Here is a 13,250-nt window from a genome sequence, read left to right as displayed (position 1 = left end):
CACTTTGGGTGGGCAGTTTGCGGCAATTGGGCTGCCTTGCCCCCACCGCAACTGCAAGATCGCCGGGGGGAGAGGGGTAGGGGGTTACGGGTCAGTGGGTGCGGCGGACGTCGTAGGCGGGGCCGTCGGGGGTGGCGGTGAGGAAGTCTTGGCCACGCATGCGGCACCAGGCGGGGATGTCCAACGCGGCGGCCGGATCGTCGGCGAGAACCCGGAGCACCGCCCCGACCGGCAGCTCCGGCAGGCGGCGGGCCAGGGCGATCACCGGGAGCGGACAGCGCTGGCCCCGGCAGTCCAGCACCTCGTCCGGCTCGCTCACAGCCCCGTCACCCCTGCCTGGGCGCGCAGGTCGGCGACGATGCCGGGCAGTTCGGCGAGGAATCGCTCCACGTCCGTCTCCGTCGTCTCCCGGTGCAGCGAGACCCGGATGTTGCCGTGCGAGAGCACGCCCATCGCCTCCAGCACGTGCGACGGTCGCAGCGTCGACGAGGTGCAGGAGGAGCCGGAGGAGACCGCGAAGCCCCGCCGGTCCAGCGCGTGCAGCAGCGCCTCGCCGTCCACGTAGAGGCAGGAGAAGGTGACCAGGTGGGGGAGGCGGTCGACCGGGTCACCGACCACCTCCACGTCCGGCACCTCCGCCGCCACCCGGGCCCGGATCCGGTCCACCAGCGGCGCCAGCCGGGCCGTCTCGGCCGCCGCGTCGGCCGCCGCCGCGCGCAGGCTCGCCGCCGCGGCCACCACCGCCGGCAGGTTCAGCACCCCCGGCGTACGCCCGGACTCGCGCTCGTCCGCCGGGAACGGCGACTCCCAGCGGGTGCCCTTGCGCACCACCAGCAGCCCGACTCCGGGTGGTCCGCCCCACTTGTGCGCGCTGGCCGTCAGCACCGACCAGCCCGCCGGCAGCGGCGCCCGGCCGACCAGCTGCGCGGCGTCGACGTAGAGCGGTACGCCGGCGTCGACGCACTCGGCGGCCGCCGCCGGCACCGGCTGGACCGTGCCCACCTCGTGACTGGCGCCGATCAGCGCGGCCAGCGCCACCCCGGGCGCCCGGACCGCGGCCGACCAGACCGCCAGATCCAGCCGGCCGAGCCGGTCGACCGGCACGGGCGTGGCGGTGCCTCCGCCGGCCACGTGCCGCTCCGCCGCGTGCAGCACCGCGGAGTGCTCGATCGCCGAGTGCACCAGGATCGACCCGACCCGACGCCGCCCGGCCAGACCGCCGAGCACGGCGGCGTGTGCCGCGGTCGTACCGCTGGGGGTGAAGGAGATCTCATCGGCGCGGACGCCGAGGGTCTGCGCGGTGGCCTCGCGGGCGGCGTCGAGCAGTTGGCGGGCGCGCCGGGCCTGGGTGTAGAGCTTGCCGGGATCGGCCCAGCCGTCGTCCAGCGCGGCCAGCAACGCCTGCCGGGCGACCGGGTGCAGCGGCGCGGCGGTCGCCGCGTCCAGATAGACCGGGGATGCGCTCACGACTGCCGACGCTATCGCGCCGGTAGGCCCGTAGAACCCCCGATGGGGTGGACACTGACCCCAACACGGTCCAGCCCGTCATGGTCGAGTAATCTGCGACCGTCGGTGACGCCTTTGCCGTCGGTGCTGATCGAAAACAACCACCGCGGCGCGCTAGGGAGGCAGGACCAGGTGGTCGCAAGGAGTTCGGAGGTACGGCCGTCGGCCGTACGGCACAGCGCTTCCCCAGGAGCCGGTGGGCGCCGGCGGCGTGGTGCTGGTCGGCTCGCCGGGCTCGGCCTCGGCGGAGTGGCGCTGTTGGTTCTGCTCACCGGCTGCGACGTCGGCAGGACGTTCGACGGCTTCGGCTGGCCGCAGGGCGGCATCACGGCGGAGTCCCGGCGGATGTACGACCTGTGGATCGCGTCCTGCATCGCGGCGCTCGCGGTCGGCGTCTTCGTCTGGGGTCTGATCTTCTGGTGCGTGATCCGCTACCGGAAGCGCGGCAACGAGCTACCGGTGCAGACCCGCTACAACATGCCGATGGAGTTCCTCTACACGATCGCGCCGATCCTGATCGTCTCCGTGCTCTTCTACTACACGGCGATCGTGCAGACTGACGTGAACAAGACGACGAAGAACCCGGACGTCACCGTCGAGGTCGTCGCCTTCAAGTGGAACTGGCAGTTCAACTACCGCGACGGCCAGGGCCGCGAGGCGAACACGGTCGCGTCGGTCCTCGGCACCAGCGAGGTCATCCCGGTGCTCGTCCTGCCGACCGGCCGGTCGATCCGGTTCGAGGAGCAGAGCCGCGACGTCATCCACTCCTTCTGGGTGCCGGAGCTGCTGTTCAAGCGGGACGTCTTCCCGGGCAGTGTCCGTAACGTGTTCGAGGTCCGCAACCTGGAGACCGAGGGTGCCTACGTCGGCCGCTGTGCCGAGCTCTGCGGCACCTACCACGCCTTCATGAACTTCGAGCTGCGGGTCGTCTCGCCGGAGAAGTACGACCAGTTCCTGGCGGCGAAGAAGGCCGGCAAGTCGACCCAGGAGGCGCTCCAGGCGATCGGCCAGAAGCCGTACGCCGAGAAGACCGAGCCGTTCAACACGCGGCGCACCACGGCCAACTTCAACCCGGACAGCGTCGCTCCCGGCGCGGGAAGATGAGGGGACCGGCATGAAGACTGAGTGGCGTATCTTCCTGATCGTCGCGGCGTTCCTCTTCGGCGTCGCGATCCTGTACGGCGCCTGGACGCACGGCGAGAGCGGCCGGATCGAGTGGGTCGGCACGGTGGCCCTGCTGCTGTCGTTCCTGCTCTGCTCGATGTGCGGCGGCTTCTTCTGGTTCGTGTCCCGCCGGATCGACCTGCGTCCGGAGGACCGGCCGGACGCCGAGATCTCCGACGGCGCGGGCGAGATCGGCTTCTTCAGCCCGGGCAGCTACTGGCCGTTCGGCCTGGCACTGGCCGCCTCCGTCGCGGGTCTGGGCCTGGCGTTCTGGCAGTTCTGGCTGCTGGGCCTCGGCCTGGTGGCGGTCATCGGCGCCGCCTCTGGCCTGATCTTCGAGTACTACACCGGCACCCGCCGCACCGCCGAGCACTGAGCTGACGGCTTCTCCGTGGGCCCGCGTCCCGAACAGGGACGCGGGCCCACGTGCGTCCGAACGTGCCGGCCGGGAGGCGCGGGCGAGACGCCGCTGGGCGGCAAAGAGCCGTTCGGGAAAAAGAGCCGCGGAAGGGCGTCAGGCGGCGCGGCGGTGGGGTGAGCGGGTGGGGCGCCGCCAACGGGCGTCCAGGCGCGCGGGGTGGAAGGCGAACGTGGCGATCAGCACCGCCGCGCCGCAGCCGATGCAGACGAGCTCAGGGCAGTCGACGCCGTGGCCGTCTACGCACGGCGGGGCCTCGAACGGCTGAACGCCCTCGCAGGTGTCGCAGTAGAGCTCGCGGTCCGACACGGGCGTCTCCTCTTCCTCTGCCCGCCGACAAGCTGACATCGGCGGCAAGCGGAAATTACTCCCGTGTAGTTTGGCACGCCGTTCCGACACTTTCGGGGACCACCGGGGCGGCTCCGACGGCGGGCGGTCAGAGCGAGCGGGCGACCTCGAGCCAGCGGTCGAGGGCGCCGGCGGCGGCGCCGGAGTCGATCGACTCGGCGGCCCGGGCCATCCCGGCCCGCAGCGCCTCGTGCAGGTCCCCGTCCAGCGGCCGCTGGGTGGCCAGCGCCGCGGCGGCGTTCACCAGCACGGCGTCCCGCACCGGACCGGTCTCGCCGGCCAGCAGCCGCCGGGCCACGTCGGCGTTGTACGCCGCGTCCCCGCCCCGCAGATCGGCCAGGGTGGCCCGGGGTACTCCGAGGTCGGCCGCGTCCAGCAGCGCCTCTCTGACGGTGCCCCGCTGGGCCACCCAGACGCGGGTCGGCGCGGCGGTGGTGAACTCGTCCAGCCCGTCCTCGCCGCGCATCACGATCACCGAGTCCCCCCGGGCGGCGAAGACGGCGGCCATCACCGGGCCCATCCGGAGGTCGAAGCAGCCGACCGCGCCCGCCCGCGGCCGGGCCGGGTTGGTCAGTGGTCCGAGGAAGTTGAACGCGGTGGGCACGCCGATCTCCCGCCGTACCGGGCCGGCGTGGCGGAATCCCGGGTGGAACCGGGCCGCGAAGCAGAACCCGATGCCCGCCTCAAGCACGCACCGGGCCACCTGCTCGGGGGTCAGGTCCAGCGGTACGCCCAGGAACTCGAGCAGGTCCGCGGTGCCGCACAGGGAGGAGGCGGCGCGGTTGCCGTGCTTGACCACCCGGACGCCGGCCCCGGCCACCACCAGCGCGGTCATCGTGGAGATGTTCACCGTGTGTGCGAGGTCACCGCCGGTGCCGACCACGTCCAGGGCGGTGGCGCGTACCTCCTCGGGGAGGGCGACCTCGACCGACCGGCCGAGCATCCCCTGCGTCAGGCCGGCCAGCTCGGCCGGGGTCTCGCCCTTGGCGCGCAGCGCCACCGCGAAGCCGGCCACCTGCGCCGGGCTGGCCGAGCCGGTCATGATCTCGTCCATCGCCCAAGCCGTGTCGGCGGTGGTGAGCTCCTCGCCACGCAGCAGCGCGTTGAGCAGAACCGGCCAGGTCCGTTCGCCCATGGTGGGCCTCCCGAGCGGGCGTGGTTGCGGGTGAGGAACGGCGCCGCGGCCACGCTGCCGCGGCGCCGAGGGGCGACTCAGGCGGCGGCGCGCGTACGCCGCAGCAGCTCGGCGACGGTCGTGCCGGTGGTCACCGGGTCGAGCGGGTGCACCAGGGTGGCGTCGACCTCGGCGTACGCGGCCAACCAGCGGTCGGCGGCGCGGGCGATCACCACGCAGGTCGGCGGGGCGTCGTCCCGGTCGTCCTTGATCTGGCGGGCGATGCCGATGCCGCCGCCGGGGGTCGCCTCGCCGTCGAGCAGGAGCAGGTCGATCTCGTAGTCGTCGATCAGGCGGACGCACCCGGCGTAGTCGGAGGCCTCGACGAACTCGATCTCCAGCCCGGGCGCGGGCCGGGTACCGACGGCCAGCCGCATCCGGTCACGGACCTTGGGGTCGTCGCTGTAGAGCAGGACGGTGCAAAGACGATCGCTCATCGCTGGCTTGGCTCCCACCTCGTAGCTGCCCGCTGATCGTAGCGGTCGTCACAACGGGCCTGGCGGCCCGCCCGGGCGGGCCGGTTCGGGTACCGGTCGGAGGAGGTCATGCCGCGGATTCCGCGGCGCGCTGGCGGGCCTCCTGGCGGTCCAGCTCGCGGTCCACCCGGCGGGCCTCGCGCTCGGACTGCTTGATCCACTGCACTACGAGGACGGCCAGCATGGTGACGCTGACGAACTCGCCGCCGGCCCAGAGGACGCCGCCGGCGACCACCTGGTCGTTCTGCGGGTCCGACCAGCTCAGGTGCAGCGACGGGTACCAGTCGCCGCCGAAGAGGATGGTGCTCTGCATGATGGTGAGCCCGAGCACGGTGTGGAACGGCACGGAGAGCACCATCAGCAGCGCGCGGGCCGGGTACGGCCAGCGGCCGGGCAGCGGGTCCAGGCCGACCAGCGGCCAGAAGAACACGCAGCCGGTCGCGATGAAGTGCGCGTGTACCAGCTCGTGCGCCCAGGCGTGCTCGAGCGTGTAGCGGTACAGGTCGGTGAAGTAGAGGGCGAACGGATTCACCACGAAGATGGCGAACGCCACCAGCGGGAAGCTGTAGACCCGGGCGATCCGGCTGTGCACGATCGCCAGCAGCCGCTTGCGCGGGCGCACCGGCAGGGTGCGCAGGGCGAGCGTCACCGGGGCGCCGAGGGCCAGGAAGATCGGCGCGATCATCGACAGCACCATGTGCTGCACCATGTGCACGGACAGCAGCGCCGTGTCGTACGCGTGCAGCCCGCTGACCGTGACCGAGGCGATGCCGCCGAGGCCCGGGCCGAGGAAGCAGACCGTCCGGACGAGCGGCCAGCGGTCGCCGCGCAGCCGCAGCCGGTACACGCCGTACAGGTAGAGCGCGGCGGCGACCACCAGCCCGAGGGCGAGCCAGCTGTCCAGCCGGGTCTCGGTGAACACCCGGGCGACGGTGAAGGGTGGCGGGACGGCCTCGCCCCCCGCCGCCAGGCGCGACGGAGCGACCGAGGTGGCGGCAAAGATCGGATCGACGTGCAGCACGCTTTTCAGGGTAGGTCAGGCGAACCGGACCACCCCGATCGGGCCACGGATGGCGGGGGTTTGCCACCCCGCTGATCGCCGGTCCCGGTCAAGGGCAATAATGACCGCGTGACTGCGGCCCCAGCCATTGACAAGAGCCGGATCCATTCCCTGACCCGACCCAACATGGTCAGCGTCGGGACGATCGTGTGGCTCTCCAGCGAACTCATGTTCTTCGCGGCGCTGTTCGCGATGTACTTCTCGATCCGCGCGGCGGCGCCGGAGCAGTGGGAGAAGCACACCGAGATCCTCAACATCCCGTACGCGACCACCTTTACGGTGATCCTGGTGTTGTCCTCGGTGACCTGCCAGCTCGGTGTCTTCGCCGCCGAGAAGGGTGACGTCCACGCCCTGCGGCGCTGGTTCACGATCACCTTCGTGATGGGCCTGATCTTCGTCCTCGGCCAGGGGAACGAGTACCGCCACCTGGTGGAGGACGGCATCAAGATCAACGGAGACGGTTACGGGTCGATGTTCTACCTGACCACCGGCTTCCACGGCCTGCACGTGACCGGCGGTCTCATCGCCTTCGTCATCTTCATGGTCCGCACCACCATGGGCCGGTTCACCCCGGCGCAGGCCACGTCGGCGATTGTCGTGTCCTACTACTGGCACTTCGTCGACGTGGTGTGGATCGGGCTCTACGCCATGATCTACTGGCTCCAGTGATCTTGGCGCGTCACATACCGCGCCGCTGCTTCGTCCCCTGAGACAAGGTCCAACCGGTTAAGGACACAGGTCATGACTTCTGACAACGACCGCCGACGCGGTCTGCTCGCGCGCCTGCGCGGGCGGCCCGTAGCGCGCAGCAGGGGCCGCCGCCGGCTGGGCGCCGCGGTCCGACTGCTCGCCGCGCTGATGCTGGCCGGCGGCGCCTACACCGTCTTCGCCCCCGGCGCGCAGGCGCAGGACAACCCGCCGCTGAGCGCCGCCGGCAACGAGGGCAAGGCGCTGTTCGACGTGAGCTGCGTGAGCTGTCACGGTCGCAACGCCCAGGGCGTCGAGGGACGCGGGCCGAGCCTGATCGGCGTCGGCGCGGCCGCGGTCGAGTTCCAGGTCAGCACCGGTCGGATGCCGATGGCCCGGCAGGAGGCCCAGGCGCCGCGGAAGCCCCCGCAGTTCACCGACGAGCAGGTGCGCCAGCTCGCCCAGTACATCCAGGAGCTCGGCGGCGGCCCGCAGATCCCCGAGGGCAACCTCCGCGAGGGCGCCGACCTGGCAGCCGGCGGCGAGCTGTTCCGGATCAACTGCTCGCAGTGCCACGCGTTCGGCGGTGGCGGCGGTGCGCTCTCCTCCGGCAAGTACGCGCCGAGCCTGCACCCGGCCAGCGACCGGCAGATCTACGCGGCGATGCTGAGCGGCCCGCAGAACATGCCGGTCTTCGGCGACAACCAGCTGCGCCCGGAGCAGAAGGCGGACATCATCGCCTACATCCAGGAGAACCTGAAGCAGACCCAGGACCAGGGCGGCTTCAACCTCGGCCGGTACGGCCCGTCCACCGAGGGCCTGGCGGCCTTCCTGATCGGCATCGTCGCGCTGGTCTTCGCGAGCCTGTGGATTGCGGGCAAGTCGTGACCCGGCAGATCATTGGTTTCAGTGCTGTGGTGCCGACCCCCGGCACCACCCGTAGCGAGGTGACGGCATGAGCACCCACACCGAGCACCAGGCCCCGCAGGGCCGGGAGCCGCTCGACGTGCACGACCCCCGGCTTTCCCGGTTCGACATCGTCCGGGAGGGTGCCCGGCGGGACGACATCGAGATCGTCCACTACGAGCCGCAGGTCGTGCCGGGCAGCAAGGCCGAGCGCCGGCTGACCCGCACGGTCGCCTCGATGTTCCTGCTGACCGGCCTGGCCGCGACCGTCTTCCTGGTCGTCTACATCGCGTGGCCGTGGGAGTTTAAGCCCGGCCGCGGCGGCGACAAGTGGTTCACCCCGCTGCTCGGCGTCACCCTGGGCATCGCGCTGCTCGGCATCGGCTTCGGCATCCTCACCTGGGGCAAGAAGCTGCTGCCCAAGGAGGTCTCGATCCAGGACCGGCACGACCAGCCGAGTTCTCCGGACGATCGCAAGATCACCGGCGAGACCATGGTCTACCTGGCCGACGAGCTGGGCGTCCGGCGCCGGCCGCTGCTCGGCATCTCGCTGCTCGCCGGTCTCGCGCCGGTCGGCGCGGTGGTCGCGGCGCCGCTGGTCGGCGGCCTGATCTCCGACCCGCACAAGGACAACCAGATGTTCACCACCGGCTTCAAGCCGGCCGAGGGCGGCAAGAAGAAGGTCCGGCTGGTCACCCAGGACGGCCGGCCGATCCGCCCCGCGGACATCAGCGCCGGCGGCCAGATCACCGCCTTCCCCGGCATCGAGCACGGCGTGAGCAACAAGCACGCCGACTCGCCGACCCTGCTGATCCACCTGCGGGAGTCGGACGCGCAGGAGTCCCGGGCGAACAACGCGCGGATCGGCCACGGCGACTACATGTGGGGCAACTACGCGGCGTTCTCCAAGATCTGCACGCACGCCGGCTGCCCGGCCAGCCTGTACGAGCAGCAGACCAACCGCCTGCTCTGCCCGTGCCACCAGTCCCAGTTCCACATCACCGACAACGCCCGACCCATCTTCGGCCCGGCCAGCCGGCGGCTCCCGCAGCTGCCGATCGAGGTGGACGCAGAGGGCTTCTTCGTGGCGAGGTCGGACTACACCGAAACCATCGGCCCCGACTTCTGGGAGCGGCCATGAAGCGTCGAAAGTTTGACATGGCAACGGTGCCGGGCAAGACCGCCGGGGCGTTGGACGACCGGTTCCAGGCGGCCACCCCGCTGCGCGCGGTGCTGAACAAGGTCTTCCCGGACCACTGGTCCTTCCTGCTCGGTGAGATCGCGCTCTTCTCGTTCATCGTGCTGCTGCTGACGGGTGTCTTCCTGACGTTCTTCTTCGAGCCGGCGATGACCGAGGTGGTCTACAACGGCAGCTACATTCCGCTGCGGGGCACGCCGATGTCGGCCGCGTACGCCTCCAGCCTGAACCTGTCGTTCGACGTCCGGGGCGGCCTGGTCATGCGGCAGATGCACCACTGGGCGGCGCTGATCTTCATGGCCGCGATCGTGGTGCACATGCTCCGGATCTTCTTCACCGGCGCGTTCCGCAAGCCGCGTGAGACGAACTGGATCATCGGCTCGCTGCTGTTCTGGGTCGGCTTCCTGGCCGGCTTCACCGGCTACTCGCTGCCGGACGACGCCCTCTCCGGCACCGGTCTGCGGATCGCCTCCGCGATCATTCTCTCCATCCCGGTGATCGGCTCCTGGATCAGCTCGTCGATCTTCGCCGGCGAGTTCCCGGGCGAGATCATCATCAGCCGGTTCTTCATCGCCCACGTGCTACTCATCCCGGCTCTGCTGGTGGCGCTGATCAGCGCCCACCTCGGCCTGGTGTTCAAGCAGAAGCACACCCAGTGGCCCGGCCCTGGCCGGACCAACGAGAACGTGGTCGGCGAGCGGTTCTACCCGCGCTACACGCTCAAGCAGGCCGGCTACTTCATGGTCGTCTTCGGCGTGATCGCGCTGATGGGTGGTCTCTTCCAGATCAACCCGATCTGGCTGTTCGGCCCGTACGAGGCGTGGGTGGTGTCCGCCGCCAGCCAGCCCGACTGGTACGTCATGTTCCTCGACGGCTCGACCCGCCTGATGCCGGCCTGGGAGATCAACATCCCGATCGGCGACGGGTACGTCATCCCGCCGATCTTCTGGCCGACGGTGGTGCTGCCGGGCATCCTGGTCGGGATCTCCCTGCTCTACCCGTTCCTGGAGGCGCGGCACCTCAAGGACTACAAGCACCACAACCTGCTCCAGCGCCCCCGGGACGTACCGGCCCGGACCGCCGCGGGCTCGATGGCCGTGGCATTCTGGCTGGTGCTGACCCTCAGCGGCGGCAACGACGTCATCGCCGACAAGTTCCACATCAGCCTGAACGCGATGACCTGGGCCGGCCGGATCGGTCTGCTGATCCTCCCGCCGTTGGCCTACTACTTCGCGTACCGGATCTGCCTGGGTCTGCAGCAGCACGACCGCGAGGTGCTGGCCCACGGCGTGGAGACCGGCATCATCAGGCGACTGCCGGACGGCCGGTTCGTCGAGGTCCACCAGCCGCTGGCCGCGGCCGACGAGCACGCCGAGCTGGACTACGTCGGCTGGGTCGTGCCGAAGAAGATGAACCGGCTCGGCGCCCTCGGCCCGGCCATCCGGGGCTTCTTCTACCCGATCGAGAAGCCGGCCGAGGCGCCGGTCTCGCCGGGGCACCCGCCGATCGAGCCCCGTGCCGAGCGGCAGGAGGTCGGCAGCGGCGAGAGCCGTCGCTGACCCGCCCGCAACACCCGACCGTGGCGCCCGCCGGATCTTCCGGCGGGCGCCACGTCCATGTCCGGGCCACCCTGCGCGCGGTGCCCGATCCGTCCTCCCGGGCGCCGTCTGTGCCGGGCGTTCCGCCTCCGGCGGCCGTCCTCCCGCGCCACGGACGGGTGGAATCGCAGGAATAACCCGGGTCAGCCGGGTATCCGTGCGGTCCAACGAAAAGGGGGGGAAACATGTTGGGTATCAAACGCCTCGGGCTGCTCGCCGCCCTGGTGGTGGTCGGGCTGACGCCCGCGGCGGCGGCGCAGGCCGCGGCACAGCCGTCCAGCCAGGACACCCAGTACCTGCAGGCGCTGCACCAGGTGAACCTGGCGGAGATCGTCATGGGCAACCTGGCCCAGCAGAAGGGCCAGAACCAGCAGGTCAAGGACCTGGGCAAGCAGTTCGTGACGGACCACACCCAGCTTGACGAGACGGTGCAGAGCACCGCGAAGCAGTTGAACGTGCGGCTGCCCAGCGAGCCCACCGCCGACGAGCAGAAGGTGATCGACCGGCTCAACAACCTCAGCGGCGCGGAGTTCGACAAGGCGTGGGTCACCGCCGAGCTGAACGGCCACGTCCAGGCCATCCAGGCGACCCAGACCGAGATCTCGCAGGGCTCCGAGCAGTCGGTGGTCCAGTTGGCCCAGGACGCCCTGCCGGTCCTTCAGGCGCACATCGACGCGCTGACGGCCCTGGCCCAGGCCCTGGGCGTCCCGGTCCCGCAGGCGACCCCGACCGGCACGGCGAGCCCCGGTGGCACCGGCACCCCGTCTCCGGGTGGCCCCACTGAGTCTCCGGGCACCGAGTCGCCGTCTCCCGGCACCACTGAGACGCCGTCTCCGACCGGCAGTTGACGTCGTACGGCCGATGGCCGGTCCGCCCTACCGGGCGGGCCGGCCATCGCGCGTCCGGGCCGGATCAGTCGGCGCTGGCCAGCCCGATCGCGAACGCCTCCTCCAGGTCGTGCTGGGAGTACGCCCGGAAGGCGATGTGCGACTCGGTGTTGATCACGCCCGGCACCTTGGAGATGTGGCCCGCGATGACCTCGGCGATCTGCTCGAACTCGCGGACCCGGACCATGGCGATCAGGTCGACGTGGCCGGCCACCGAGTAGACCTCGCTGACGCCGGGGAGGTTGGCCAGGGTCTCGGCCACCTCGGGGATCGAGTCGGTGGCGCAGTCGATCAGCACGATCGCGGTGATCACGGGACATTTCTCCGTTCGTCGACGTCGTCGCCCATGCTAGAGGTTCCCGCCGCCCCGCCGTCCCCGGCTCGTCGATCCGGCTACCGCCGGGCCGCGGCGACTGTCAGGTCCGTGCCGGCCCGGATCGCGTCGGTGAGGCGCTCGTCGGCCTGGACCGCCGCGTCGGGCCAGACCACCGCCCGGGTGACCTCGCCACGGACGACCGCCCCCGCGCCTACCACCGCCCGTCGTACCGGACCGGTCACCGTGGCGGTCGGGTCGACCAGGCTGCCGTCACCGGCCGCGTGCAGGTTGGCGGCGAGGTAGTCGGCCGGGGTCCCGGTGTCGTAGAAGGTGCCGCCGTAGGTCACCACCTCCAGCGCCCCGGCCGCCTCCGCCGGCCGCCAGACCGCCCGGACCAGGTCGCCGAAGGCCGCCGGGAGGTCGCGGACCAGCCGCCAGGGGAGCAGCGAGAAACCGACGAAGCGGTGGCCGTCGAAGGTGCCGGGCTCCCGCGGGTCGTCGGCCGGTTGACCCAGCAGGCGTACGGTCCGCCCGTCCCAACGATGCAGCAGCGCGGCGATGTCCGGCCCGGGCGGGGCCTGCGGGTCGGCCAGGTAGGCGTCCGCGTTGCCGACCAGAACGCCCCGGCCGGCGATCCAGTCCCGCAGGTTGCCCAGGCCGCCGGCGGTGCCGAGCGGGGCGCCCGGCTCGACCGAGAGGTGCGCCCGCGACCCGACGTGCGCGACCACCTGGTCACCCAGGTAGCTGGCGTTCACCGCGACCCGGTCCGGACCGGCGAGGCCGAGCCCGGCCAGCCGGGCCAGCGCCCCGTCGAGCAGGGGTACGTTCCCCACCGGGCAGAGCGCCTTGGGCAGCCGCTCGGTCAGCGGCCGCAGCCGGGTGCCCTCGCCGGCGGCGAGCACCACCGCGCAGACGTCGGTCTCCGCCCGCCAGCCGGCGTCGGGCGGGGCGGGGGCGGTCACGCTCCCGGCTGGGCGGCCGGCGGGAACTGTTCCGCCTGCGGCCCGATGCCGTAGCGGCCGAGCAGGGCGGCGGTGGCCCGGCTCAGCCGGGGCAGGTCGTCCAGCGGGTACCAGGCTGCCTCGAAGACCTCGGCGCCGTCCACCACCAGTTCGGTGGTGGAGGCGGGGACCTCCACCTCGAAGACCACGTCCACCCAGCCCTTGGCGTGCACTACCGCATTGGGCACGGCCGGGCGGAGCCGGTCGGGGGAGAGCCGGATGCCCGACTCCTCGTACAACTCCCGCGCCGCGCCGACCACCGGCGCCTCACCGCGTTGCAGCAGCCCGGCCGGGAGCGTCCAGCTGTATCCGGGCGGCTGGCGCAGCAGCAGCAGCCGGCCCGCCCCCTCGGCCTCGGCGTCCCAGACCAGGGTGACCGCGCCGACGATGTACTTCGGCACGGCGAGCCGGACCAGCCGGCGGCGCAGCGGGACGGGCAGCCGGTAGAAGACCTGGTACGCCAGGGCCCGTCCGGTGACGCGCGAGCGGGGGATCATGCTTCCAGGCTAGT

Annotated in this window: 16 protein-coding genes; 7 read left to right on the top strand and 9 right to left on the bottom strand. The window is 71.5% G+C overall.

The genetic code is table 11. The annotated features are described in order from the left end of the window. Window positions 1-91: 91 nt before the first annotated feature. Both GA0070624_RS29610 and GA0070624_RS29605 read right to left on the bottom strand, forming a co-directional pair. Complete coding sequence (locus GA0070624_RS29610) at window positions 92-319, bottom strand: sulfurtransferase TusA family protein (protein ID WP_091346341.1); 228 nt, start codon at window positions 317-319, stop codon at window positions 92-94. Next, window positions 316-1,467, bottom strand: coding sequence for a cysteine desulfurase family protein (locus tag GA0070624_RS29605; RefSeq protein ID WP_091346339.1), 1,152 nt, complete (start codon window positions 1,465-1,467; stop codon window positions 316-318). The genes GA0070624_RS29610 and GA0070624_RS29605 overlap by 4 nt, the downstream gene beginning before the upstream one ends. A gap of 171 nt (window positions 1,468-1,638) precedes the next feature. On the opposite strand from GA0070624_RS29605, the gene ctaC reads away from it, so the two are divergent. After that, a complete protein-coding gene (gene ctaC, locus GA0070624_RS29600; RefSeq protein ID WP_091350090.1) occupies window positions 1,639-2,610 on the top strand; it encodes an aa3-type cytochrome oxidase subunit II in 972 nt (323 codons plus the stop codon). 10 nt (window positions 2,611-2,620) lie between these two features. Continuing rightward, window positions 2,621-3,046: a cytochrome c oxidase subunit 4 gene (locus tag GA0070624_RS29595; protein WP_091346336.1), complete on the top strand. Its 426-nt coding sequence runs from the start codon at window positions 2,621-2,623 to the stop codon at window positions 3,044-3,046. Between the two features lie 138 nt (window positions 3,047-3,184). Here the strand turns inward: GA0070624_RS29595 and GA0070624_RS29590 are convergent, their stop codons facing one another. The 4 genes from GA0070624_RS29590 to GA0070624_RS29575 all read right to left on the bottom strand — a co-directional run bounded on the left by GA0070624_RS29590 (window position 3,185) and on the right by GA0070624_RS29575 (window position 6,107). After that, a complete protein-coding gene (locus tag GA0070624_RS29590) occupies window positions 3,185-3,397 on the bottom strand; it encodes a hypothetical protein (protein ID WP_091346334.1) in 213 nt (70 codons plus the stop codon). Between the two features lie 127 nt (window positions 3,398-3,524). Continuing rightward, a complete protein-coding gene (trpD, locus tag GA0070624_RS29585; RefSeq protein ID WP_091346332.1) occupies window positions 3,525-4,571 on the bottom strand; it encodes an anthranilate phosphoribosyltransferase in 1,047 nt (348 codons plus the stop codon). 77 nt (window positions 4,572-4,648) lie between these two features. Further along, window positions 4,649-5,047 (bottom strand): response regulator, encoded by a 399-nt coding sequence (locus GA0070624_RS29580; protein WP_091346330.1) that lies wholly within the window; start codon window positions 5,045-5,047, stop codon window positions 4,649-4,651. Window positions 5,048-5,153: 106 nt separating this feature from the next. Beyond that, window positions 5,154-6,107, bottom strand: a complete 954-nt coding sequence (locus tag GA0070624_RS29575; RefSeq protein WP_091346328.1) for a cytochrome c oxidase assembly protein — start codon at window positions 6,105-6,107, stop codon at window positions 5,154-5,156. Between the two features lie 108 nt (window positions 6,108-6,215). On the opposite strand from GA0070624_RS29575, the gene ctaE reads away from it, so the two are divergent. From ctaE to GA0070624_RS29550, 5 genes are all read left to right on the top strand, one after another. Next, the gene (gene ctaE / locus GA0070624_RS29570; RefSeq protein ID WP_091346326.1) at window positions 6,216-6,815 is read left to right on the top strand and encodes an aa3-type cytochrome oxidase subunit III; all 600 of its coding nucleotides are present in this window, start codon (window positions 6,216-6,218) and stop codon (window positions 6,813-6,815) included. 72 nt (window positions 6,816-6,887) lie between these two features. Next, window positions 6,888-7,721, top strand: coding sequence for a cytochrome bc1 complex diheme cytochrome c subunit (qcrC, locus tag GA0070624_RS29565; protein WP_091346324.1), 834 nt, complete (start codon window positions 6,888-6,890; stop codon window positions 7,719-7,721). 67 nt (window positions 7,722-7,788) lie between these two features. After that, window positions 7,789-8,880, top strand: a complete 1,092-nt coding sequence (gene qcrA / locus GA0070624_RS29560; RefSeq protein ID WP_091346320.1) for a cytochrome bc1 complex Rieske iron-sulfur subunit — start codon at window positions 7,789-7,791, stop codon at window positions 8,878-8,880. Continuing rightward, on the top strand, window positions 8,877-10,496 hold the full coding sequence (gene qcrB, locus GA0070624_RS29555) for a cytochrome bc1 complex cytochrome b subunit (protein ID WP_091346318.1): 1,620 nt from the start codon (window positions 8,877-8,879) through the stop codon (window positions 10,494-10,496). Before qcrA ends, qcrB begins: the two co-directional genes overlap by 4 nt. 224 nt (window positions 10,497-10,720) lie before the next feature. Beyond that, window positions 10,721-11,383 (top strand): DUF4142 domain-containing protein, encoded by a 663-nt coding sequence (locus GA0070624_RS29550; RefSeq protein ID WP_091346316.1) that lies wholly within the window; start codon window positions 10,721-10,723, stop codon window positions 11,381-11,383. 64 nt (window positions 11,384-11,447) lie between these two features. On the opposite strand, the gene GA0070624_RS29545 is transcribed toward GA0070624_RS29550, so the two are convergent. The 3 genes from GA0070624_RS29545 to GA0070624_RS29535 form a co-directional block, all read right to left on the bottom strand. Continuing rightward, window positions 11,448-11,735, bottom strand: a complete 288-nt coding sequence (locus GA0070624_RS29545) for an Lrp/AsnC family transcriptional regulator (RefSeq protein WP_091346314.1) — start codon at window positions 11,733-11,735, stop codon at window positions 11,448-11,450. 80 nt (window positions 11,736-11,815) lie between these two features. Next, window positions 11,816-12,700 (bottom strand): nucleotidyltransferase family protein, encoded by an 885-nt coding sequence (locus GA0070624_RS29540; RefSeq protein WP_091346312.1) that lies wholly within the window; start codon window positions 12,698-12,700, stop codon window positions 11,816-11,818. Further along, window positions 12,697-13,236 (bottom strand): NUDIX hydrolase, encoded by a 540-nt coding sequence (locus GA0070624_RS29535; RefSeq protein ID WP_091346310.1) that lies wholly within the window; start codon window positions 13,234-13,236, stop codon window positions 12,697-12,699. The genes GA0070624_RS29540 and GA0070624_RS29535 overlap by 4 nt, the downstream gene beginning before the upstream one ends. Window positions 13,237-13,250 lie beyond the last annotated feature (14 nt).

The organism is Micromonospora rhizosphaerae, from assembly GCF_900091465.1.
GTDB classification, from domain to species: domain Bacteria; phylum Actinomycetota; class Actinomycetes; order Mycobacteriales; family Micromonosporaceae; genus Micromonospora; species Micromonospora rhizosphaerae.
This window is presented reverse-complemented; position numbering and strand designations above follow the sequence as displayed.